Here is a 23,371-nt window from a genome sequence, read left to right on the forward strand (position 1 = left end):
CTAATAGCTATTCACCTTTAACCAACAACACCACTGCATGAACAGCGATCGCCTCCTTTTGTCCGATCGCATCCTGTCCTTCATTGGTAGTAGCCTTAACACTGACACAATCAATCGGTAAATTCATCGCTTCAGCTAGGCGATCGCGCATTGCTTTAATATGGGGTTTAAGTTTAGGAGCTTCAGCGATCACCATGGCATCAAGGTTATTCACTCGCCAGCCCTGTGCGCCAATCAACTCCTGTACCTGTTTCAATAGCATAATGCTATCGGCTCCTGCCCATTTAGGATCAGAAGGCGGGAAATAATGCCCAATATCACCGAGGGCAAGCGCTCCCAGCATGGCATCCATGATCGCATGGGTTAATACATCGGCATCGCTATGTCCTAGCAGTCCTTTTTCATGGGGGATTTCGACACCACCAAGGATCAAGCGGCGATCGCTAACGAGTCGATGCAGGTCATAACCATTGCCAATGCGGATATTCATAGATGATTTCTGTAGCTTAACTATCTACCATATTAGACAAATTTGAGGCGATGATTTTGAAGTTTTGAGAACTTGCGGTACATAACCATCCAAGATAAACCAAAATCAATTTCTATAGCTGCCATAATTTAGCTTAGTTATTGACAAACTGTATGAGCGATCGCCTGCAAAAACATCTCATCGACAAAAATGTAGATACGACTGCTGAATTCTCGAACCTATGTCATACCCTTGAAGGCTGTGTGTTAGTTGTTGATGACAATCCCACTAACTTGAGTGTATTGGTCAATTTATTACGAGATGTGGGACTAAGGGTGTTAGTGGCAACCGATGGCGAAAGTGCGATCGAGCAAATTGCATATGTCAAACCTGATTTGATTTTGCTAGATGTCATGATGCCTGGAATCGACGGTTTTGAGACCTGCCAACGGCTCAAGGCAAATGTTGATACGGCAAAGATTCCGATCATTTTTATGACCGCACTTTCGGAAACAGTGGATAAAGTGCGTGGTTTGTCCTTGGGGGCAGTGGACTATGTGACGAAACCCTTTGAGCATGAAGAGGTCTTAGTGAGGATTCGTACCCATCTAATGCTGGCAAAACAGCGACAAACCATTGAATTACAAAATATCGAACTGCAAACAGAAATAGCTGAACGCAAACGTGCTGAAGAAGCATTAACCATTTTTCTCCATGCTGTTTCCCATGATTTGCGCAATCCTGTTACAGGATTAATGATGGTGCTTGAGCAGTTGAGTAATAACAGTAAGACAGCTGACGAGCCTATTCTCTTACCAAGAACAACTCTGGAACGAATGCGCCAAAGTGGCGATCGCCAGTTAGCCTTAATTAATTCGTTGTTAGAGTCCCATGTGAATGATGTGCATGGAATTATCATCCATCCTCAACTTGTGGCAATTGGAGATATCATATCGGCGGTTATCTATGATCTTCAGCCCATTTTAGAAAAAGAAGATGCAACGGTAGTGGTGCAAATTGAGCCTGAATTGAATCCTATTTTGGTTGATGCGGCTCATATCTATAGAGTCTTCCAAAATCTGATTGTTAATGCCATTAAACATAACCCACCTAACCTCAAGCTAACGATTTCGGCACAGAGCCACACTGAGAAGATGATCCTGTGCGAGGTGACTGATAATGGAGTAGGTATGACGCATGAACAGAGCGAAACCCTATTTGAACTATATGCTCAAGGTAATGCCCAAAACAAACTTAATCGGCGATCCCTTAGTCTCGGTTTAGGCTTGTATATCTGTCGCCAAATTGTGCAAGCTCATGGTGGTGCGATCGGTGCAGTTGGCGAACTAAATGTTGGCTCTCGTTTTTGGTTTACCTTAGCCAAGTCCTAACATAACGTGATACAGCCACTTGCGTCATACAAAGCACGGCGCAAATGGCTGTATCAAACTCACGTTACTTTAATGAGATTTATTGTAAAATTAAATTTCCAGAATCTTGACTATGACTAGCTTATTGTTTTGCAATGAGTATTTACTTATTGCAAAAGATTATCTAATCTGAGATAGTAAAAATAAGATTTATAAATAAATCACAAACAGCTTGGTTGTTATGAGGTTAATGGAATATCAATGAACATTTGTATGAAAATATGTATTTAAGAATACAATTTATGTATATAAGTTCTACCTATAGTTAACCTTAATAACTGGTAATATCGAGCAGCCTAAACCGAGACATAAATTCTAAATATCCATTTTTATCTAGAGATTGGCTCTGAAGTACTTCTCTAAATTTAATGGACAAAAGGCATCCTAAAGTATGTAAACCAAGTACCTTAGGAAGGGGGATATTCTTATCTTTACTATATCAAGGTAAGACTTACAACAATTTATATTGGCATTTAGCACGGTAAGTCCATGCAGGGTAATCTCAACAATCCATATAAGTTACTGCAACTTATTGTTCAACGAGAGCTAACGGGATGTCTATCGGTAACAATCCCCGAAGATAATTCAGTTGGTTGGCAACTATATGTTGGTGGTTCACGGCTATACTTTGCCACTATTACTAATTTTCGTCCTGAGCGGTTTAGTTTGCTTTGGCAACAAGTTATGCCAGATTTATCCGTGCCAAGGATGAATTCTGATTTATCAGAATATGAGAATCTTTATGAATGGCAACTTGAAAACCATATTTCTCTCACTGAATTTCGGCGAGTTCTGCTCCATTTTTCTAGAGAAGCATTGATCCATGCCCTCTCCCATACTAGTGCTTATGTGAAGTTTGAACCTAACATTTGTATTAAACCTGTACTAATTGCCGCACCATTACCCGATTTAATCAAACCAATCGCTCAGCATGTTAATTTTTGGAAAAAGCTGCATAATCATATCTCTTCGCCTTTTTCTCGAATTTATCTAGATTCTAGTAAGGCAGGAGAGTTTAATCGATTCTTAGATAATTCCCACAATGTAACCATAGGAAAAGTATTAGCTCAAAGTATTAGCCTATCTATTTGGCTGAAAATATTAGAGCAGAAATTGAGCATCTATGAAATTTGTCAACAACTAAAAATGGAGCCGCATTTTCTAGCATTATGGTTGTATCCATTGCTTAATGATAAAACACTGGAAGTAATTCCTGCTGAGCACAATTCGGGGGCGACATCCCAAATCCCCCCTAAACCATTAATAGCCTGTATTGATGATAGTCATACTGTGCAACGTCAAGTCAAAATGGTACTAGAAGCCTCTGGCTTTCAAGTATTAGGAATTACTGAGCCGACGAGCTGTTTAACTTCCTTAATCAGGCAAAAACCTGACCTAATTTTGATGGATATTACGATGCCTGAAATAGATGGTTACGAACTATGCAATATGCTGCGGCATTCCCGCCATTTACGAAATGTACCAATCATTATGTTTACAGGTAGGGAAGGAATCATTGACCGTATGAGAGCGCAACTTGTAGGAGCAAATGACTACGTCACCAAGCCTGTAAACACAGATAAGCTAATTACTAAAGTTAAGCGATTAATTCAAAGCAGTCAAAAAACCGTTAATCAACAAGAAAAAGAATCACTTAAAGCCCTATGAAAACAGTACTCGTTGTTGAAGATGGACATGCAGAACAACAACTTATTTCTAGTCTATTATCGCGTTCTGGCTTTGATGTTGTTTTGCAGTCAAATGCTGAGGATGCTTGGAAATGGCTATCAAGTCACACTCCTCCCAATTTGATTGTTTTAGATGTAATTATGCCTGGTCAAAGTGGATTAGATTTATGTCGAACGATTCGTGATCAAGATCAGTTAAAGCAGGTTCCGATTGTATTTTGTACTTCCAAAGATCAAGATTTTGATCGATTTTGGGCATTGCGTCAGGGGGGGAATGCCTATTTGACTAAACCTTTTGCGCCTAAACAACTATTAGAAACTGTTTATCAGCATGTTAGTTAACTATCTCGGCATAATCAAATCCCTAAAACCTATGGTGCATTTGCTATGTGTACCGCAGTTTCTAGGGCTTTATGTTTGAGTCAATCTGCTAGTAGGAAGGCTTAATTATTTGTAGGATGCGTTAGTGCAATGTAACGCATCCATTATTTAAAGATGATGGGTTACGCGATCGCTAACCCATCCTACATTTAATTCCCACAACCTACTTATAAGTACGCTAACAGAAGTGAGTTTGAGTATTTACTCCTAAACCTATATTCCTAGAATTATGCTCCAAGAATATTGCAGAATGAAAGTCTCACCATTATTGTGGGTTGTCTTGCCAGTGAGCTATGTTGAAGAAGTTGTCCAGCTAAAACCTCAAGACATTAGCCCGATTCCCGCAGTTAATCCTTGTTTGTTAGGACTTACTAATCAAAGGGGGAAATTACTATGGGTACTGCACTTGGAGAGCTTTTTGGGAATTAAGCCTACACCTTTGGCAAAACAAATTTCGGCGATCGCTATTCGTACACAAGTGCCGAATGTCGGTATCTGTCGTATTGCCTGTGTGGTGATGGCGTTGGAAGAGATTATCACCCTTGATTCTCAAAAATTTGTCCCTGTCCCTAAAAAAATTCCTACGAGGGCGAAAACTTTATTATCGGGTTTAGTTAACTTCGATAAGAAGACCTATGGGATTTTGAATGTGAATGAGGTATTTCGGATTTTAAATCCATCTATTGTTGGAGGGGACACAATAGGAACTGTGGCTAATGATCTGGCAGATCTCTCAACCGCATAGGGGGAGTGATAGATAATTTGGATTTTCACCTTCTCTCTAAGCAATTTCTTTACCCTATTTACCCTATATAACCGCTATGACTGACAAAACCGACACTTTCAATTCAGCGCTCCTTACTTCTGATCGATATGCTGCCAATGGCAAGAATAATGGGGATTCTGCCCAGCCTAACGATCCGATGTCTCAAATTCTCTATGCCTATGATTTAGAAAGTCGAGGTGATGTCAGTGCGGCGAGGGAAATTTATCAACAGGTAATTGCTGAAGATACTGATGGAACCTATGCGGCGATCGCAGAAAAAGCAATCAATGCAATGGGAGAAGTTCAGGACAGTGGTGACTCTGTTGGGATTTCTCAAGCGCAAGGCAGGGTCAATGTTCCTCTATCAGGAAAGGTATCACTAGAGAGAGAGCCACAGCAAAAAATCAAGGATGTTAAATCTTCCAAAATCACATCTAAGCAAAAAATTTCTGCCCTGAGTTGGTTCTATAACCTATCAGTTGGACGTAAACAGCTTTTTGCACTGATTGCTTCTGAATTTCTATCTCTGTCACTGGTCGGGTTTGGTGCATTTTTAATTGGGCGATCGCTACAGGATCAGTTGTTCAAACAGGCTCAGTCTGAGGTGTCGGTTATGGACATCAACTACAACATCAAAGTCAATCAGATGGGTTTTGGTTTCCGAGGTCAGTCAGACAACGCGGCGGTAATTAGTGCAGCAAGTACCTATGCCAGTAAGCAACCGATTCCTGCACCATTAAGAGATCAAGTCAGAAAAATTCTCGAAAATGAAATTAAGGCTCGAAAAATTGAGTATGCGACCTTAGTGGGGACGGATGCAAAGATCATTATCAATGCAAATAGCGATCGCACAGGTCAAGATTTTGATCCCAATGGTCTAGTTAGTGACATTCTCAAGGATCCTAATCAAATTAAGGCAACAGCGATCGTCAGTGCCGATGATCTACAAAAGGAAGCCCCACCACTGCCCGACGGATTTACACCAACGGATTCCCTAATTCGCTACACGGCAACTGCGGTGAAAGATCCTACGTCCCAGAAAACCATTGCTGTACTGATTTCAGGAGATATTGTCAATAAAAAACCGCCAATTGTGGAAAATACCCTCAAGGCATTAGCAACGACTGCACAGGATACGGGGAAAAAGGGATTAGGTGGTTATAGTGCTGTGTACTATCGCAAACCTTCAGGGGAATTTGTTCTTGCCACTTCTGCTGAACAGCCTGATTTCGAGGCTGGCACTTTTAATCTACCCATCTCTGGTAAAGAGGCAGATGACTTACTCAATCGCGCGACAAACGCCGAAAATGGGCAGCCCGTGACAGGACGTGTTTTAGTTGGGAATACTTACTATACGATGTCAGCTAGAGCTGTTCCCAATCGTATTGTTGAAACAGATAAGGGTGCAGTCCCACAATACAAAGCTCCCGTTGCGATTTTGGTGCGTGGTACGCCTGAAACCGAAATGAGCGAATTATTGAGAAGAACATGGATTATCCTTGGAATTTCCTCAATTGTTGTTATTCTTTTGGATATTCTACTATCGCGCTTTTTGGATCGCGCTATTGGTAAACCTGTAAAAGCCCTGACACCGATCGCTAAACGTTTTACTCTAGGCGATCGCAAAGTCCGTGCTGAAGTCTTTGCCAATGACGAAATTGGGGAATTAACGCGATCGTTTAATACAATGGCAGACAGCATTGAAATGTCAGAACAAGCTCTGGCACAGCAGTCTTTACTTAAGGAGCAAGAAGCCGAAATTCAACGCAAAGAAAAAGAACTTCTACAAAGAGAAGTAATTAACCTCCTGCTAGAAATTGAAGGCACACAAAAAGGAGATTTGACGGCAGAGGCACAGGTAACGGATGGGGTAGTGGGATCGATCGCTGATGCGTTTAATGCCACAATCAGGAAATTGCGGAACTTAGTTAAGGAAGTTAAAGCTACGGCAGTCCATGCGGAATCTCTAGCAAAAAATAGTGAGCAATCCGTACAGAAGTTTTCTACTGCTGCCCTAGCCCAGTCTGATGGAATTGCCCAAGCCCTAGAAGCCGTAGAACAAAATACCCAATCGATCGCCCAAGTAGCACAATCGGCTCAGGATGCAGCAGATGTGGCGAGACGGGCGGCGATCGCTGCCCGTGAAGGCGATATGAAAATGGATCGTACCGTTCACAGTATCAAAGCGATTCGCTCTACTGTGGCGGCAACGGCTAAAAAAATGAAGCAATTAGCCGAATCATCGCAGGAAGTTTCACAAATTGTGGCAATTATTTCTAATATTTCCGAAAAAACGAACTTACTGGCATTTAATGCTTCCATTGAAGCTGCTAGAGCTGGGGAGAATGGTCAAGGTTTTCGGGTCGTTGCCGATGAGGTGCGGCGATTGGCTGACCGTGTGACCGATGCAACAAAAGAAATTCAATTATTGGTTAACAATATTCAGCATGAAACAACGGAGGTTTTAAAAGCGATGGAAGTGGGTACTTCTGAGGTTGTATCAGGAACCCAATCCGTTGAAGAAACTAAGGAAACTCTCAAGGATCTAGCGGATCTGAGTCAGACTATTGATAAATATTTGCAGACAATTTCGATTAGTACGATTTCGCAAACGCAAGTTTCTCAAAAGGTAAACAGCATCATGGAAAATGCCAATATGATTGCTCAAGGTACGGCTACTGATACTCAAAATGTAGTTAATTCGCTACAGGTACTAGTGGGAGTAGTTGATGAGTTGCAGGCATCTGTACGTCAGTTCCGCCTAGAAAAATCTGAATAGTACAAAATCATGCCAATGAAATCTCTCAATCTAGAAGTTCTCAAAGAGATCGCGATTGAAACTCGTCAATGTTTTCTTAGCGAAGATGCACCCACATATTTAGCAAATTTTCAGAAAGGCTTAGCTCAACTGCAATCGGGCAAACCTGACTATGTTTTTTTGATGCACGCCGCCCATTCGCTCAAGGGTGGCTCGGCGATCGCAGAACTCAATAGCCTGAGTCAAATTGCCCATAAGCTAGAAGATCTTTTAGAGATTTTGCAACATAACGAGTTTTGCGATCGCGCTACGATTGCGGAGGTACTTAGTCATGGTATTGATGAAGTTGCATCTGTTATCTCCCAAGCCGTTAGTTTACCAGCTCATAATCTGGCTGATATTAAGGTTGATCCCGAACTTTTACAGAAATTAGACTCTTTACTGGCGATCATTAAAAATCCTACTGAGCCGTCAGCATTTGCTCAGGGAGAGTCCCCAGAAGTAGAGAAGCAAGAAACTGTCTCAAATCACTCTACTCCGCAAGAGCCGAAAGCATCAAAGCAGAGTGCGATTATAATCTCTTCCTTAGAAAAGGATTTAGAGTCCTGCATGAGACAAGTGGAAAATCTGTTGTCTAATCCTTCGGCTTTATCAGAATCAAAAATTAAAGAGGAACTACAGTACTTTTGTGAAGAATGCCTACTGCTTGGTGATGCCCTAAGTATTGATTGGCTAGTTAATACGGTTGAACCCTTTGAGGGAAAGCTCCAACAAGGATTGCCGATCGCTAATTTATTAGCAGACACCAAAGAAGTTATTGACAATTTGCGATCGCAGCGTTCTCAATATCTCTATCCTGAATCTAATAAGACTCATACAATAGTAAAGGATATAGAGAATGTAGAGAATGAACCACTCCCTAGCAAAGTAGAAGCAGTAAATTCGCAAATAACACCATCTATTCCTGAACTAAAGGAGAATTCTAACCAAAGCCAAGCTGCCATTGAAAATCAGGCGATCACCACATCCCCAATTGAAGCGATTTCATACTTACGGATCCCCTCATCGCAGATTGAAAGTATGACCAATACGGTTGCGGAGATGATTTTGCGCCATGAACGTTTACTCAGACAACAGCAGCAATTAGGGCAAGCTAATAAAAATCTACAGGCGCTTGTATTGCAAATGATTCCCCTGCAAGAGCAAGTCCAGACACTTTACGATGAATTGGCGATCGCTAATCCCATAGGTAAGTCTAATAGCAATACCCATAATAATGACTATAACAATACAGATATTGTTGATCGTACCAACTTAAATGATGCTTTTGAGCAGGATGACTTTGATCAATTAGAGCTTGATCAATACTCTTCTTCACATACTACTCTCCAAAACCTACAGGAAGTTCTATTAAGAGTGCGTGAGACCCGTTATGACATTGATCTTAGCTATCGAGATTTTGGTGAAGAAATCCAATATTTACGCCAAGATCTTGATCGTCTTTATGCAGAATTAACCCAATCTCGTCTTGTTCCCTTTAAGACAATTGCTAATCGTTTCTTCCCACAACTAAAGCGCCTTTGTCAACGCAATAATAAGCAAGTTGAATTGGTAATTGAAGGGGAAGAAGTTTTAATTGACCAAGTAATTTTAGAACAACTCCAAACACCTCTAAATCATCTACTCATCAATGCCTTTGATCATGGTGTAGAAGCACCTGAAGTCCGACGTGAACTAGGTAAATCTGAGACTGCAAAAATCATTTTGAGTGCTTCTTTATCTGGCAATCAAGTAATTATTTATCTTCAGGACGATGGTGATGGTATCAATCTGAATAATGTATATACAAGAGCTGTTGAAAAAAACATTTGTCCAGCTGAAATACCTATGGGTAAAATCCCGCGCCAAGAAATTCTCAATTTTATCTTTCAACCCCATTTCTCGACTCGTAATACAGTGACGGATATTTCTGGGAGAGGTATGGGTTTAGATATTGTCCGATCGCAGATTAATCGTTTACGGGGCAATATTCAAGTTGAGACATTACAAGGTCGGGGAACAACTTTTACGATCCGTTTACCACTTGGCTTAAGTTTAGTTACTTTACTGATTTGTACAATCAATGAAAATTTAATTGCTATTCCCATTAATGATATTTTAGATATCTTTGCCTACAATGAAGAGCTAGTACATTACAATCCTAATTTTACTGAAATTGCATGGCGAAAGAAATTAATTCCCTTGATATATTTAAAGCAAGCTTTAAACTATGGTCAAAATCAGCAGGAATTAATTAATAGCAAAGTTTGTTTAGTTATAAATCAGGCTAATAGACCCATTACTATAGTAATTGACTCAATTGTTGAGGAACGACAATTAATTATCAAACCCTTTGATAATAGTGTTGCAGTTCCTAGTTATCTCATGGGATGTACATTATTAGGTACTGGACAAGTTGTACCTGTTTTAAATTCCGATAATTTACATATTCTCTTAAAAGAAAGTATTGAAAGAAATATCAAACAAAATACTAAAAAAATAGATAAAAATACTGATAACTCCAATTTATTAAATAATCAAATATCAACTAAAACAATTTTAATTGCGGAGGATTCGATCGCTACCCGCAACATGCTGGAACTTGTGCTAAAACAATTAGATTTTGAAATCATTTCCTGTCGTGATGGGCAAGAAGCGATCGATATGCTCAACCGATTACAGGGCAAAGTCTCAATGGTGATTTCTGATATAGAAATGCCAAGAGTAAATGGTTTTAATCTTCTGCAAACAATCCGCACCCACGATAATTGGTACGCTATGCCTGTGGTGATGCTGACCTCACGCACAGGCGATCGCCATCGACAAAAAGCAATCAGTCTAGGAGCAAATCAATATCTGAGTAAGCCAATTGTGGTTAATGAATTGATTGAATGTTTAGGAGAGATTTTCAAATAAGTGACATTGTTATAGAGCTAGTGAATTACAGAATTATGTCCCCGCTTGCGGCGGGGACATAATTCTCTGTACCTCGCTTGCTTGAAAAGCACTATATTCGTGATAGTTTTATTCGGTGGCAGGATGAAAATGATTATAAATATGTTGAGCTAATTTCTTTCCAATACCATCTGTTTCCGCAATCTGTTCAACGGTAGCTTGGCGAATATATTCAACTGAGTGAAACTTCTCAAGTAGTAATTTCTGGCGATGATGCCCTAAACCCGTAATCTGATCGAGATGCGATCGCTGCATCCTTTGGCTCCGTTTTTGCCGATGGAAGGTAATTGCAAAACGGTGCGCCTCATCCCGCAATCGCCGCAACACCTGCACTCCTGCTCGTTCGGGATCGCCACTGATCAATGGCTCTGACTGCTCAGGCAAGAAAATTTCCTCGCGCTTTTTGGCAAGACTAATTACAGTTAGGCGATCGCGCAAACCTAACTTATCGATTATTTTCATCACCGATGACAATTGTCCCTTGCCACCATCAATCATGACAACATCAGGGAAATCTATTTCTGGGGAGTTAGAGGATTGATGATTGGCATGATTTTTGAATCTTCTCGCAATTACTTCCGCTAAACTGGCAAAATCATCGGAATGACCCGCTTTAACATCAGGATTACGGATTTTGTAATGGCGATAATGTTGTTTTGCGGGAATACCATCGATAAATACAACTTGGCTAGCTACAGCATCAGAACCTTGTATATGGGAAATATCATAGCCTTCGATCCGATGGGGTAGACTATCGAGATTGAGAAGTTCGGCTAAGTCTTCCAATCCTTGCAAATTGCGATCGCTTTGTTTTTGAATTCTTGCCAATTCATACTGGGCATTGCGTTCCACCATTTCGATTAACTCTGCCTTGAGTTGGCGTTGGGGAGTGGCAATTGCCACTTTACGCCCCTTGCGATCGCTCAGCCATGCTTGCAATATTTCCACCTCAGGAAGTTCTAGTTGCGTATGGACTTCATTGGGAATTTCCACAGGATCGCAGTTTTGATAATGAGCCTCTAAGGTGCGTTGCAAAATCGCCTCTGGGGTATCGCTCTGACTATCTGCTAAAAAGGCTAACCTGCCCACCAAACGACCTGCCCTAATTTGGAATAGCTGAATACAGGTATGCTGATCGTCATAGGCTAGGGCGATCGCATCACGCGAAACGGTATCGTCAGGTAGCGATACCTTTTGATTAGAGTTGAGGTTTTGTAAAACTTGAATGCGATCGCGCAGATCCGCCGCCTTCTCAAATTCCAAATTCTCCGCCGCTACTTCCATCTTTTCTGTAAAGGCTTCCACTAATTCGCTGGATCTTCCTTGAAAGATCATTGCTACCCTTAGCATCGTTTTGCGATATTCCTCAGGCGAAATCTTCTCTTGACATACCCCCGGACATAAGCCCATGTCATAGTTGAGGCAGGGACGATCCTTAAACATTGGTATCGGTCTTTGTCGCAGGGGAAAAGCGCGCTTAATAATTCCCAAAGTTCGTTTGAGATTAAAGACATCTACATAAGGCCCATAGTATTTATCCTTTGTGCCGCCCATCCTGCGTTTACGGGTAATGAAAATACGCGGATAGTCCTCTGACCAAGTAATACAAACGTAAGGATATTTTTTGTCATCCTTTAGCAGCACGTTGTAATAGGGCTGATATTGCTTAATAAGATTTGCTTCGAGAGCAAGGGCTTCGGATTCAGAGTCAGTGACAATAAACTCGATTTCATGCACCAGTTGCACCATCATGGCGATGCGTGGCGATAAGTCTTGACTACTACGAAAGTACGATCGCACCCGATTGCGTAGAGCCTTTGATTTACCAATGTAGATGACACCATCATGGCGATCGCGCATAAAATAAACCCCTGCTTCTAGAGGTATCTCTTTCAATCGCGCCTGTAATTTTTCAGGATTTTGCAATAATGGCTCAGTCATTACCCAATCATATCAAGGTAGGGATAAATAGGTAAGGATGGGCGGCGCAAAGCGCCGCCCATCCTTAAGTCATCAAAACAGTTTTGCGGAACGAACAGTAATTTATAGAGGTTTTCATTGTGCTGTAGTCACAATGAAAACCTCTATAATTACTGTCATGAGGTTATTTTCTCCAGTTTATGGCTACCTTGGTTGGTAGTTCTAAACCAGTAATGAATTTCTGTGTGGAGCAGAGCATTTCATTACCAAAATGGTACTTTTTAATGAGGTTTTTCAAGTATGGATGCAGCGCTCACTCCTCAAGATATTTTGCGACGTTATGCAAAAGGCGATCGCGACTTTAGCGGCATCAATCTTACTGGCATCAAACTCAGTGGCGCAAATCTCAGCCGTACCGATTGGTTAGATGTCAATTTATCTAAAGCTTACCTCAACAGTACCGTTTTAACCTTTGCTTGTCTAACTCGTGCTAATTTGCGTGGAGCCGTGATGATGGGCGCACATCTATGTGGAGCCAACCTCAACCAAGCGAGTTTAAGTAATGTCAATCTGTCCAATGCTGATCTGCATGGTGCAAGTCTCCAAGGTGCAACTCTATTTGGTGCTAATCTCAGTTTGGCAAATTTAATGGATACAAACTTAATCGAAGCTGATATGCGAACGGTTAACTTAAATGGAGCTAACCTTGTTGGAGCCTGCATGAGAGGTGCAAACCTCAGACAGGAAAGGGCTGTTGGCGATCAGCATGATCTTGATTCTAATAGAAAAAAGCGCAGTATTGCCAGTCTGAATGGGGCAAATCTATCTGGGGCTGACTTGCGGGGAGCCAATCTATCTGGAGCAGATTTGCAGAAGGCAGATCTCCGTGGAGCTAATCTTCAAGAGGCAACTCTTAGTGGAGCAAATCTCCAAGAAGCAAAACTGAATAATGCTAATATGCAGGGGATCTTTCTCAGTGAAGCAAATCTCAGTAATGCAACGCTGTCAGGTGCAGTTCTCAATAATGCCAAATTAGAAAGAGCGATTCTCATTGATGCTGACTTTAACGGTGTGTCGTTGCGGAGTGCAGTGATGGCAGACATTAAGGCAAGCCGAGTTAAGATGCAGGGGACTGACTTAACTGATGCCAAGTTTTCCCGTGCTGATCTCAGTCGTGCGGATCTGAGAGATGCAATTTTGGTGCGGACTAATCTCATTGAGGCATATCTCGCTCGAACAAATCTGGCTAATGCAGATTTAACCGATGCAGTTCTCAATCGTGCGGAATTAAGCAGTGCCAATCTAGTTGGTGCAATTCTCAAAGGTGCAACCCTACCCGATGGAAAAGTCCACAAATAATAGAGGAACGCAAAGCGTTCCTCTATTATTTATGCAGCTTTAGCGATTACTGTCCGATGGCGCGGAGTGTTGGCAGTAATGCTAGGAGCTTCAAAACCTGCGGCAACTAACTCTGCTGCAAGATCAAAGGAGAAGTATTGATCGAGATAGGGTTCTGTACTTTTGAGTAAAGTCAGAATGTAAGGGGGCATTTTGAGATAGATATCCGAGTAGGGATTCATATCCATAAGTGTGAAGTAACCATTGGGACGCAGGACACGACGGATTTCACGCAAAATTTGGCGCGTCGCATCTTGAGGCAATTCGTGAAATAGGAGAAAACAGGAAACAAAATCAAAGGAAGCATCGGGTAAGCCTGTATTTTCGGCGGCGGCGTGAATCCAGTTGATTTGTTGTGATTCTATTAACTCAGGATGCTTAGTGCGCGTATTGTAATTTGCGATCGCTAAAAAATGGGGAGATAAATCCAAGCCTGTAATTTTTGCCTGTGGATAAGCATTGTGTAATACGAAAGTACTCATCCCCACGCTGCAACCAATATCGAGAATATCTTGAGGTGCATTAAGAAGCTTTTCTTTGACAATATCAATATAGCTTTGACGTAGACGGGAATCACCTTTTACAGGAGGTTCCGCATCATTCCAAATCCGTGAATGCACAGCATAGGCAGCAACTTCTACTTCCGTTGCAGGTAGCCAGCCGAGATTGCCTTCTTCATAGGCGTGGAAATGCTTGAGGTAATATTCGGGATACTTAACATTAGGATTTTGGACTTTGGCAAGTTCGCCATCAAGATCTTGTTTTTGCAAATCAGCAACAATTTGTCGCCAGTTTACGCCCATTGACTCGGCGCGTTCGATCATCATCTTCCGAGCGCGTTGTTTGGCAATATTAAATAAAGGGCTAATCGCTAAAATGCCATTAACTAATCGTGAAGCTAGTCCAATTTTGGGGCTAGGGGCTGAATTGGCAACAGTCATAATAATTTAAAAAATATAATTTCTAAAATCAAAGAGTAGCAAGCTTAGCTTGCTACTCTTTGATTCTACGTGACTTAACGGCGATCGCAGGATTGCCCATATAAATTGTCATTGGTTCTAGCGATCGCGTCGCCACACTGCCTAAGCCCAAAACTGCTCCTTGACCGACTCTAACCCCTGCGGCAATAGTTGCACGGGCAGCAATCCAACTGCCTGATTCGATATAAATGGGGGCAGTACGCAAAGCAAAATCGCGATCGCCCCAGTCGTGATTGCCAGTGCAGAGATATACACCTTGGGATATGCAGCAATGGCTCTCAATCGTAATTAAGTCAAGATTATCTAGCCAAGTATCTTCACCAATCCAGACAAAATCTTTGATAATTAGCCGCCAAGGAAATTTAACGCGCACACCTGTTTTAATCCGCACACCCTGACCAATTTTTGCGCCGAACCATCGCAAAATAAGTACTTTCAATCCCGAAAAAGGGATCAAGTAACTCCGCACAATTGGTGCGCCGATAAAGTACCAAATCACTTGTTTCCAAAGTGGTGCGCCGATGGTGTAAGTTCCTGTGGTGTAGCGATCGAGACGCAAAGTTGCAACTCCCCATTAAAAATTTTTAATCATCGCTAAGCTGGTAGTCTGTATTGTGGTAAGGATGGGCGGCGCAAAGCGCCGCCCATCCTTACCTACTTAGAGTTCGCCCATAGGGTGAGCTTAGCGATAGGTATATAAGCGTGCTATACAATATTAAGGCTTTTCTAATGGTCGAGTTTTTTCTATGCAAGTTTGGGTATTGCTGTTTAACGCCAACACCGATAATGAAGGTATCTACACCCTAGAAATTGAAGGCAACAACATTGTGATTGCTTTTGAGCAAGAGGATGATGCAATTCGTTATGCAGGTCTACTAGAAGCGCAGGATTTTTTATCGCCAACAGTAGAAAGCATTGACAGTGAAGATTTAGAAGCATTTTGTCGAGATGCAGACTATGAACTAAACATTGTGCCAACCGAAGGTCTGCTAGTTCCCCCTGAGAAAAATGTTGATAAAACTGATTGGTCTAAGGATCTTGAAAAGGATCAGTCAGAACCAGAAGAGGAACTCATAGTCGAAGATCCCGTAATTGCCATGATGCGTCGCCGCCTAGAGAATTTACTGTAGTTATTTATTCTAGGTATGACCACAATGGCAGATTTACCTTCTACAACTCTAACCAGTGAGATTACTAAATTTCAACCAACTAATACCAATGATGGTTGGTTTAACTACCCTGTGCGGGTCTATCCCCACCATACGGACTATTCAGGTGTAGTTTGGCATGGTATGTACTTAACTTGGATGGAAGAGGCAAGGGTAGAATGCTTGCGGACAGTGGGGATGAGCTTTGAGGAACTAGTCTCGGCAGGGGTGGATTTACCTGTAGCAGAGATGTCTTTGCGTTATCACCGTTCAGCAAGGATGGGAGATGATGTGCTGGTCATGACGAAGCTTGTGCCAGATAAGGTACGTCTAAACTGGGAATATCAAATTCGTACAGAAACAGATCTATGTGTAACAGCAACGGTGACACTCGTACCTGTAGATTTTGAGAAACGTAAGTTGTTGCGATCGCTACCAAGCTCTTTAGAAGGGGCGATCGCCAAACTTACAGGAATTTAGATATTGAGCCACGCTTAGCGTGGCTCAAATGACTATTAAATGAGGAAATTAAGAAAATTATGGCAGATTGGCAAGTAATTGCAGGCGGCGTGACTGCCGCTAAGGGCTATAAAGCTGCAGGAATCACCGCAGGATTGAAACCATCGGGCGCACCTGACTTAACTCTAATTGCATCTGATGTACCTGCGATCGCCGCAGGAGTATTTACCAAATCCTGTGTTCGTGCTGCCTGTGTGGACTTTAATCGTGAAGTCTTAGCCAAGGGTGGTAAGGTCAGCGCAATTCTCTGCAATGCGGGTCAAGCCAATGCCAGTACAGGCGAAGAAGGTTGGCGTAATGCCGTGGAATGTGCGGAACTCGTCCAAAAAGCTTTAGCTACCGAAGATGGTGTTTTAGTTGCATCAACGGGTGTCATCGGCAAGCAACTGCTCATGGACAAAATGCGGGCAGGCATTGCCAAAATTGCAACCCTAATTTCACCCGATGGTGGTGAAGCTGCCTCCAAAGCGATCATGACTACCGATACTGTGCCGAAAAGTATTGCCTTGGAAACCGTAATTGATGGTAAGCCTGTGAGAATTGGCGGCATCTGTAAAGGTTCGGGCATGATTCACCCCAATATGGCAACGATGCTCGGATTTGTCACCTGTGATGCGGGTGTCGAACCCAAGCTCTGGCAAAAAATGCTGTCAAGCTCAATCGAGGCAAGTTTTAACCAAGTCACCGTCGATGGTGATACTAGTACCAATGACATGGTGCTAGCCCTGAGCAATGGACAGTCAGGCGTAAACATTGATGACGAAAGCTCTCCTGCGGCGCAACAATTACAAGCGATGCTGCAAGAAGTATGTATGAGTCTTGCTAAGGCGATCGCTCGCGATGGCGAAGGCGCAACCTGTATGATCGAGGTCAATGTTTCAGGAGCATCTAGCACTGAGGATGCTCGTAAAATTGCCAAAACCATTGTCGGCTCATCATTAGTAAAATCTGCTGTCTTTGGTAATGATCCTAACTGGGGCAGAATTGCTGCCGCTGCAGGACGCGCAGATGTGAACTTTAATCAAGATGTGTTGAATATTCAACTAGGTAATTTTGTGATGATGCAGGATGGCACACCACAGGATTACGATCGCGCCGCCGCCAGCGACTACCTCAAAAATGACACCGTGATCATCAATGTCGGTGTGGGCGATGGCGATGGCAGTGGCACAGCTTGGGGCTGTGATCTCAGCTACGATTACGTCAAAATCAACGCTGAATATACGACCTAAAGTTAGGGTTAGGCTAGGCATTGCTGAGCAATGGAATTAAATAATAAATGAGGGCAGTGCGTAGCACTGCCCTCATTTATTCAGCATGATCCCAAAGAAATTGCTAAAAGATTGCAAACAATTGCCCCTCATTCTGGAATTAGATGCAAGTATAGACACTATGTCAATCTGTCCTAATTCTCAAAATATCCGCTAGGACGCTCCCATTGATTTCGATTCACTTTGTAGGAGCAGCACGATAGGGCAACCTCACCATGAAAGTAAACAACAAACTAATTTCCATAGTCGTCATCATTGGGCTGATCATTGCCGCCAGCATTTGGTATGGTCGCAACAATGGCTTGCTTCCCGTTGCCGCAGGTGATGAAGCTACTCTGTATGACGGCTTATTCAACACGATCCTCGCGATCGCGGCGGGATTTTTCCTCATCGTTGAGGGAGTCTTGCTATATTCGATCATCAAATTTCGGAAGCGCAAAGGCGATGAAGCCGATGGACCTGCAATCCACGAGAACCTAACCCTCGAAATAGCTTGGACAGCAATTCCTACCGTAATTGTGATGTGGGTCGCGATCTATAGCTTTGATGTCTATACTGCGATGCAAGGTACACAAGATCTGAGTGGTATGGCTCATGGTGGAATGCACAATGCCGTTGCCCATGTAGATCATGCTGCCCATCATGAAAGTGGTGGAATGCACTCAAACTCTATGACATCGAAAGCAACACTAGCTTCGTCGAATAATAATGGCGTAATGATGGCGGGGGTCATACCATCAGAGGATTCCGATGTTGTCGCGATCAATGTCAGTGCCATGCAGTTTGCTTGGGTTTTTAACTACACTGATGAAATTGCCACTGCGGAATTACATGTGCCTGTCGGCAAAAAGATTCGTTTAAATATGAATGCTGTTGATGTTCTCCATGCTTTTTGGGTTCCTCAATTACGCATCAAACAGGACGTAATCCCCGGACGTGAAACCTATCTCGAATTTACGCCCCGTGTTGTTGGGGAATATCCTGTCGTCTGCGCTGAGCTGTGCGGTTCCTATCATGGCGGTATGCGTACCACTATGGTGATTGATACTCCCGAAGACTATGCCAAGTGGCTCAAAGAACAGCAAGAAATCGCTAGCAACGATCCAGAAGCGATCGTCGCCTCACGTCCTCCATCCCAAATGTCAGAGCAGGAATACCTTGCAGGCAAGGTCGCTCAGATGGGCATAACAAGTAAAAAGTAAAAAGTAAAAAGGCAAAAGTAAAAAGGCTAAAAAAGCCAAAAGCCAATCCCCCATTACCAATTACCAATCCCTCATTACCAATTACCAATCTCCTCTATGACCCAAACTCTCACTCCAACTCAAAGCTCGACCGCAGGGGCAGAACCCCAAAAGACTCCTTGGTGGGAGTTCTTTACCTTTAGCGTCGATCACAAAGTAATTGGGATTCAATATCTCGTTACGTCATTTATGTTTTATTTGATCGGTGGGGCGCTCGCCTCGGCGGTGCGTGTGGAGCTTGCTACACCCGATTCCGATCTCGTTGATCCCGCTTTTTATAACAGCCTGTTTACCATGCACGGTACGGTGATGATCTTTTTGTGGATCGTGCCTGCGGTAACGGGTGGTTTCGGCAATTACCTTGTGCCTCTGATGATTGGGGCGCGCGATATGGCTTTCCCAAAATTGAATGCGATCGCCTTTTGGTTGACGATTCCTGCGGGACTCCTGCTCATGGGCAGCTTCTTTGTAGGGCCTGCTTCCACAGGCTGGACAGCCTATCCACCTTTGAGCATTTTGACCGATGAGCATGTCGGACAAGCGATTTGGATTCTCAGCATCCTTTTGGTGGGGACTTCATCAATCTTGGCGGCGGTGAATTTTATCGTCACGATCTGGTCAATGCGGATGAAGGGGATGGATCTGTTCAGTATGCCTCTATTTTGCTGGGCGATGATGGCAACATCGGTATTGGCGCTATTGGCAACCCCTGTATTAGCTGGCGCAATGGTGCTGCTAGGATTTGACCTGTTGATCGGTACTAACTTCTTTAATCCCACAGGCGGTGGCGATCCCGTTGTCTATCAGCACTTATTTTGGTTCTATTCTCACCCTGCCGTCTATGTGATGATTTTGCCTGTATTTGGGATTATTTCTGAAGTGATTCCACCTCACAGCCGCAAACCGATTTTTGGATATAAGGCGATCGCCTATTCCAGCATGATGATTTGCGCTTTGGGCTTATTTGTGTGGGCGCACCATATGTTTACCAGTGGTACACCTGACTGGTTGCGCGTATTCTTTATGGTGGCGACTTTGCTAGTTGCCGTGCCAACTGGCATCAAAGTATTTAGCTGGGTTGCTACGCTTTGGGGTGGTAAGTTGCGCTTAGATAGTCCCTTGCTTTTTGCGATGGGCTTTATCTCCACCTTCTTAATCGGTGGTTTGAGCGGCGTTATGCTGGGTTCGGCTCCCGTTGATATCCATGTTCATGATACATATTTTGTAGTGGCTCACTTCCATTACGTCCTCTTTGGTGGCAGTGTGTTTGGCATTTATGCTGGTCTATACCACTGGTTCCCCAAGATGACTGGACGGATGTTGAACGAATTTTGGGGCAAAATACATTTTGTGCTGACCTTTATCGGAATGCACTTAACCTTTGGTCCGATGCATATTCTTGGTTTGCAGGGAATGCCGCGCCGCGTTGCCCAGTACGATCCGCAATTTGCGCCCATTAATGTGATCTGTACTATTGGCGCATTGATCTTGGCATTTTCTACAGTTCCTTTCGTGATCAATGCCGTTTACAGTTGGTTTAAGGGTGAGCAAGCTCCCGATAATCCTTGGAATGCCCTAACTCTGGAATGGACAACCTCTTCGCCTCCTATTCCCCATAACTGGGTTGGCGATCCTGTACTAGCGACAGGACCTTATGACTACGGTGAAGAGTATAAAGAAGATCGTCAAGAAGCGATCGCCGTATCTTAATTCCTAAAACAAGAGGCTTAAGCCTCTTGCCTAATTCCTAAAACAAGGGGCTTAAGCCCCTTGTCTAATTGAGTCCAAATTATCCAAACATTTACCTATGCAAGGATCGATCGCTACCACTACGACAATCTCTGAAGATACAATTCATGCCCATGAGTCAACGGGTCATGCCGAACATCCTGACCTAAGGGTTTTTGGACTAATTGTCTTCCTGATTTCTGAAGGAATGCTCTTCTTCGGGCTGTTCGCCGCCTACCTGACCTTTCGCTCTGTCGCCACCTCATGGCCGCCCGAAGGCACACCTGAACTCGAACTTCTGTTACCCGGAATTAACACAATCATTCTGGTATCGAGTAGCTTTGTGATTCACCAAGCCGATAGCGCGATCAAAGAGAATAAAGTTAAAGCTGCTCAGCTATGGTTTCTCGCGACCTTCATCATGGGCGCGATCTTCATTGCTGGGCAGATCTATGAATACCAGCATTTAGAATTTGGGCTGACCACAAACCTATTTGCGAGTACCTTTTATGTCCTCACAGGCTTTCATGGTTTGCACGTCATCATCGGTTTGACCTTAATTGCTTCCGTATTGGTGCGATCGCTTAAGGCAGGACATTACAGTAGTACCAGTCATTTTGGCATCGAAGCTGCCTCCATCTATTGGCACTTTGTCGATATTGTCTGGATTATTCTATTTCTGTTACTTTATATTCTCTAATTCCAATTCCAAAAATAGTCATTGCTTTAGATTTCAGAAATGGCGTTGCTGTTTTTTCAATCTAAAAACCTTACTGGATTTGATTTTCAATTTTCTGAGGTATGGCTATATAGCTATCCTAAATGCTTTGTGGAAGCGCACCCCTTTGGGGTGCGCTTCCACAAACCTAAAAATCTACAAATGATTTGGGATTACTATACTTGTGAGAATATGATAAAAGAGGCAGTGCAAAGCACTGCCTCTTTTATAGTTAAAGATAATCTTTTAAATCTAATTAGCCATGCTCAACAATATTTTGCGCGGTGACTTTACTGATTTCCTAAATTCCTTACAACAAACATTGCGGAAATTAGAATTTTGGTTACTAGCAACATGGGTAAGTCTCATCGCCATTAATGTCGCACTTCAATGTCGTCTGGGGGATAATCTTGACGATACAGCGATGGTAATTTTGACTTGGGCAGTAGCGGTTTTATTAGTAATTCGTAATCGCCACAATTTCAAATTTGAGACAACACCATCAGCGATTGCTACTGGTGCATTATTAATTACTTGGGTACTAATTAAAAGCTTATTAACCCGTAGAGTTTACGATATTCTATTTATCCTTACACCTGTGATGTCAACGATTGGGATGGCACTAATTGCCTCAGGTTGGAAAGGATTAAAGCAATATTGGCAGCCGATTTTGCTGACAGCAACGCTAGGAACACCTGTTCCATTTTTATTCTCAGCGATCGAAAAATTTATCCCCGTTAATGCCTTTACTGCTCAATTTGCTAATTCTGTATTGTGGTATGGAGGCTTAAAAGTTGTGCAACAGGGAGTAACAATTCTCAGTCCCTATGGTGCGGTGGAAGTTGCTAGAGGTTGTGCAGGACTGCCACCAATTTTCATGCTCCTTCGCATTACTTTGATGTTTGTCTTAGTTTTTCCTGTATCCCGATTCCATATGTGGATTATGTTTCCTTCGGCTGTAGCGATCGCTTTTATTGTTAATTCCTTGAGAGTGTCATTGCTGGTGACTATTTCTAACCAAGCAGACCTATTCAAATATTGGCATGATGGGGATGGTTCACAAATGTTTTCAGTTATTTCTGTATCGGCTCTATTAGCTTTCTGTAATTGGCTAACTAGAGATGACGATGATGAAGGTGAATACGAAGAAGCCTAAAAAAAAGAGGGGCGCTTAGCGCCCCTCTTTTTTGGAAAAATTACTTTTCGATTTTAAAAGAAGTAATAAAGCGATCGACATCAGTAGCTGCTAGCTTATCCTTTGCTCCTAAGGCAAACACCTGATAGAGTCGATTGTCGGCAAGGCAAAACCTTCCTTTCATTGATACATCTGTCGTTTTGACCTTTCCAATAGCTTCAAAATCACGGCAAGGAATATCACCAAGAGTAGATTCTTTCTCAGACTTAATTTCTCCCTTCAGATTACCAACGGAGCCTTTTACCGAATCTGAGAGTCCCTTCTGGACATCCGCAGGATTAGCGATCTTATTAGGAAAGTCTGCATAACCCACAAAATAGCCTGAATCATTAGCTTCCGCAATTACCATATTTAACTTAATCGTTCCCACATCAGTTTTCTGATCTTGGGACTGTTCCTGTGGCTTGCTAGGTAACTGGATACTAAATTTCCCAGCCGCAGATTTGTAGTCTTGCCAACCCTCAGAATTGGTGGTTGGTTTGTCAGATGCTTTGGGTGTTGCACTATCCTTGGGTTTTTCTGAAGGCTTTTCTGAGGATGTTGCTGTAGGTGATGCGGATTTTGTAGGGGTGGCATTATCAGCTACAGGCGTAGAGGGAGTGCAAGCACTGACTGCAAATAAGACTAAACCAGCAGCAAGGGAAATATACTTTTTCATATCTAATTTAAGCTATGACCTTTGATTTGGGGACAAGCATAAAGCTCGTTAGCTACTATATCGCGCCTTGCAAAAGTATTAACAGAAATTAAATGAATGTGCAAAGCAC

At 42.7% G+C, this 23,371-nt stretch carries 19 protein-coding genes; 14 read left to right on the forward strand and 5 right to left on the reverse strand.

Annotated features, from left to right (window positions below):
* Window positions 1–7 precede the first annotated feature (7 nt).
* A complete protein-coding gene (gene ispF / locus NMG48_RS16965) occupies window positions 8–490 on the reverse strand; it encodes a 2-C-methyl-D-erythritol 2,4-cyclodiphosphate synthase (protein WP_271252635.1) in 483 nt (160 codons plus the stop codon).
* A 152-nt stretch (window positions 491–642) separates the two neighbouring features.
* On the opposite strand from ispF, the gene NMG48_RS16970 reads away from it, so the two are divergent.
* From NMG48_RS16970 to NMG48_RS16995, 6 genes are all read left to right on the forward strand, one after another.
* A complete protein-coding gene (locus NMG48_RS16970) occupies window positions 643–1,860 on the forward strand; it encodes a hybrid sensor histidine kinase/response regulator (RefSeq protein ID WP_271252636.1) in 1,218 nt (405 codons plus the stop codon).
* A 528-nt stretch (window positions 1,861–2,388) separates the two neighbouring features.
* A complete protein-coding gene (locus NMG48_RS16975) occupies window positions 2,389–3,567 on the forward strand; it encodes a response regulator (RefSeq protein ID WP_271252637.1) in 1,179 nt (392 codons plus the stop codon).
* Complete coding sequence (locus NMG48_RS16980) at window positions 3,564–3,929, forward strand: response regulator transcription factor (protein ID WP_271252638.1); 366 nt, start codon at window positions 3,564–3,566, stop codon at window positions 3,927–3,929. The genes NMG48_RS16975 and NMG48_RS16980 overlap by 4 nt, the downstream gene beginning before the upstream one ends.
* 289 nt (window positions 3,930–4,218) lie before the next feature.
* Window positions 4,219–4,713, forward strand: coding sequence for a chemotaxis protein CheW (locus tag NMG48_RS16985; protein ID WP_271252639.1), 495 nt, complete (start codon window positions 4,219–4,221; stop codon window positions 4,711–4,713).
* Between the two features lie 76 nt (window positions 4,714–4,789).
* Window positions 4,790–7,513: a methyl-accepting chemotaxis protein gene (locus NMG48_RS16990; protein WP_271252640.1), complete on the forward strand. Its 2,724-nt coding sequence runs from the start codon at window positions 4,790–4,792 to the stop codon at window positions 7,511–7,513.
* A 9-nt stretch (window positions 7,514–7,522) separates the two neighbouring features.
* Window positions 7,523–10,447, forward strand: coding sequence for a hybrid sensor histidine kinase/response regulator (locus tag NMG48_RS16995; RefSeq protein ID WP_271252641.1), 2,925 nt, complete (start codon window positions 7,523–7,525; stop codon window positions 10,445–10,447).
* Between the two features lie 108 nt (window positions 10,448–10,555).
* On the opposite strand, the gene uvrC is transcribed toward NMG48_RS16995, so the two are convergent.
* Window positions 10,556–12,427, reverse strand: coding sequence for an excinuclease ABC subunit UvrC (gene uvrC, locus NMG48_RS17000; protein ID WP_271252642.1), 1,872 nt, complete (start codon window positions 12,425–12,427; stop codon window positions 10,556–10,558).
* Between the two features lie 279 nt (window positions 12,428–12,706).
* On the opposite strand from uvrC, the gene NMG48_RS17005 reads away from it, so the two are divergent.
* The gene (locus NMG48_RS17005; RefSeq protein WP_271252643.1) at window positions 12,707–13,765 is read left to right on the forward strand and encodes a pentapeptide repeat-containing protein; all 1,059 of its coding nucleotides are present in this window, start codon (window positions 12,707–12,709) and stop codon (window positions 13,763–13,765) included.
* A gap of 29 nt (window positions 13,766–13,794) precedes the next feature.
* Here the strand turns inward: NMG48_RS17005 and NMG48_RS17010 are convergent, their stop codons facing one another.
* Window positions 13,795–14,745 (reverse strand): class I SAM-dependent methyltransferase, encoded by a 951-nt coding sequence (locus NMG48_RS17010; protein WP_271252644.1) that lies wholly within the window; start codon window positions 14,743–14,745, stop codon window positions 13,795–13,797.
* 52 nt (window positions 14,746–14,797) lie between these two features.
* Window positions 14,798–15,343 carry a WcaF family extracellular polysaccharide biosynthesis acetyltransferase gene (locus NMG48_RS17015; protein ID WP_271252645.1) on the reverse strand — a complete coding sequence of 182 codons (546 nt, stop codon included), beginning with the start codon at window positions 15,341–15,343 and terminating at the stop codon, window positions 14,798–14,800.
* A 187-nt stretch (window positions 15,344–15,530) separates the two neighbouring features.
* Between NMG48_RS17015 and NMG48_RS17020 the strand changes: the two genes are divergently transcribed.
* The 7 genes from NMG48_RS17020 to crtA all read left to right on the forward strand — a co-directional run bounded on the left by NMG48_RS17020 (window position 15,531) and on the right by crtA (window position 22,565).
* A complete protein-coding gene (locus tag NMG48_RS17020) occupies window positions 15,531–15,914 on the forward strand; it encodes a DUF3110 domain-containing protein (protein WP_271252646.1) in 384 nt (127 codons plus the stop codon).
* A gap of 24 nt (window positions 15,915–15,938) precedes the next feature.
* Window positions 15,939–16,412, forward strand: a complete 474-nt coding sequence (locus tag NMG48_RS17025) for an acyl-CoA thioesterase (RefSeq protein ID WP_271252647.1) — start codon at window positions 15,939–15,941, stop codon at window positions 16,410–16,412.
* A gap of 59 nt (window positions 16,413–16,471) precedes the next feature.
* Window positions 16,472–17,683, forward strand: coding sequence for a bifunctional ornithine acetyltransferase/N-acetylglutamate synthase (gene argJ / locus NMG48_RS17030; RefSeq protein WP_271252648.1), 1,212 nt, complete (start codon window positions 16,472–16,474; stop codon window positions 17,681–17,683).
* Between the two features lie 254 nt (window positions 17,684–17,937).
* Window positions 17,938–18,924, forward strand: coding sequence for a cytochrome c oxidase subunit II (locus NMG48_RS17035; RefSeq protein WP_271252649.1), 987 nt, complete (start codon window positions 17,938–17,940; stop codon window positions 18,922–18,924).
* Between the two features lie 96 nt (window positions 18,925–19,020).
* Window positions 19,021–20,673 carry a cytochrome c oxidase subunit I gene (ctaD, locus tag NMG48_RS17040; RefSeq protein ID WP_271252650.1) on the forward strand — a complete coding sequence of 551 codons (1,653 nt, stop codon included), beginning with the start codon at window positions 19,021–19,023 and terminating at the stop codon, window positions 20,671–20,673.
* Between the two features lie 97 nt (window positions 20,674–20,770).
* Window positions 20,771–21,391, forward strand: coding sequence for a cytochrome c oxidase subunit 3 (locus NMG48_RS17045; RefSeq protein WP_271252651.1), 621 nt, complete (start codon window positions 20,771–20,773; stop codon window positions 21,389–21,391).
* A 280-nt stretch (window positions 21,392–21,671) separates the two neighbouring features.
* On the forward strand, window positions 21,672–22,565 hold the full coding sequence (crtA, locus tag NMG48_RS17050) for a cyanoexosortase A (RefSeq protein WP_271252652.1): 894 nt from the start codon (window positions 21,672–21,674) through the stop codon (window positions 22,563–22,565).
* Window positions 22,566–22,605: 40 nt separating this feature from the next.
* On the opposite strand, the gene NMG48_RS17055 is transcribed toward crtA, so the two are convergent.
* The gene (locus tag NMG48_RS17055; protein ID WP_271252653.1) at window positions 22,606–23,262 is read right to left on the reverse strand and encodes a PsbP-related protein; all 657 of its coding nucleotides are present in this window, start codon (window positions 23,260–23,262) and stop codon (window positions 22,606–22,608) included.
* Window positions 23,263–23,371 lie beyond the last annotated feature (109 nt).

Source organism: Pseudanabaena sp. Chao 1811 (genome assembly GCF_027942295.1).
GTDB lineage: Bacteria > Cyanobacteriota > Cyanobacteriia > Pseudanabaenales > Pseudanabaenaceae > Pseudanabaena.

Bases quoted from the DNA above. Each gene is read 5' to 3' on its own strand.
- ispF (WP_271252635.1), bottom strand. From the start codon at position 490: ATGAATATCCGCATTGGCAATGGTTATGACCTGCATCGACTCGTTAGC.
- NMG48_RS16970 (WP_271252636.1), top strand. From the start codon at position 643: ATGAGCGATCGCCTGCAAAAACATCTCATCGACAAAAATGTAGATACG.
- NMG48_RS16975 (WP_271252637.1), top strand. From the start codon at position 2,389: ATGCAGGGTAATCTCAACAATCCATATAAGTTACTGCAACTTATTGTT.
- NMG48_RS16980 (WP_271252638.1), top strand. From the start codon at position 3,564: ATGAAAACAGTACTCGTTGTTGAAGATGGACATGCAGAACAACAACTT.
- NMG48_RS16985 (WP_271252639.1), top strand. From the start codon at position 4,219: ATGAAAGTCTCACCATTATTGTGGGTTGTCTTGCCAGTGAGCTATGTT.
- NMG48_RS16990 (WP_271252640.1), top strand. From the start codon at position 4,790: ATGACTGACAAAACCGACACTTTCAATTCAGCGCTCCTTACTTCTGAT.
- NMG48_RS16995 (WP_271252641.1), top strand. From the start codon at position 7,523: ATGCCAATGAAATCTCTCAATCTAGAAGTTCTCAAAGAGATCGCGATT.
- uvrC (WP_271252642.1), bottom strand. From the start codon at position 12,427: ATGACTGAGCCATTATTGCAAAATCCTGAAAAATTACAGGCGCGATTG.
- NMG48_RS17005 (WP_271252643.1), top strand. From the start codon at position 12,707: ATGGATGCAGCGCTCACTCCTCAAGATATTTTGCGACGTTATGCAAAA.
- NMG48_RS17010 (WP_271252644.1), bottom strand. From the start codon at position 14,745: ATGACTGTTGCCAATTCAGCCCCTAGCCCCAAAATTGGACTAGCTTCA.
- NMG48_RS17020 (WP_271252646.1), top strand. From the start codon at position 15,531: ATGCAAGTTTGGGTATTGCTGTTTAACGCCAACACCGATAATGAAGGT.
- NMG48_RS17025 (WP_271252647.1), top strand. From the start codon at position 15,939: ATGGCAGATTTACCTTCTACAACTCTAACCAGTGAGATTACTAAATTT.
- argJ (WP_271252648.1), top strand. From the start codon at position 16,472: ATGGCAGATTGGCAAGTAATTGCAGGCGGCGTGACTGCCGCTAAGGGC.
- NMG48_RS17035 (WP_271252649.1), top strand. From the start codon at position 17,938: ATGAAAGTAAACAACAAACTAATTTCCATAGTCGTCATCATTGGGCTG.
- ctaD (WP_271252650.1), top strand. From the start codon at position 19,021: ATGACCCAAACTCTCACTCCAACTCAAAGCTCGACCGCAGGGGCAGAA.
- NMG48_RS17045 (WP_271252651.1), top strand. From the start codon at position 20,771: ATGCAAGGATCGATCGCTACCACTACGACAATCTCTGAAGATACAATT.
- crtA (WP_271252652.1), top strand. From the start codon at position 21,672: ATGCTCAACAATATTTTGCGCGGTGACTTTACTGATTTCCTAAATTCC.
- NMG48_RS17055 (WP_271252653.1), bottom strand. From the start codon at position 23,262: ATGAAAAAGTATATTTCCCTTGCTGCTGGTTTAGTCTTATTTGCAGTC.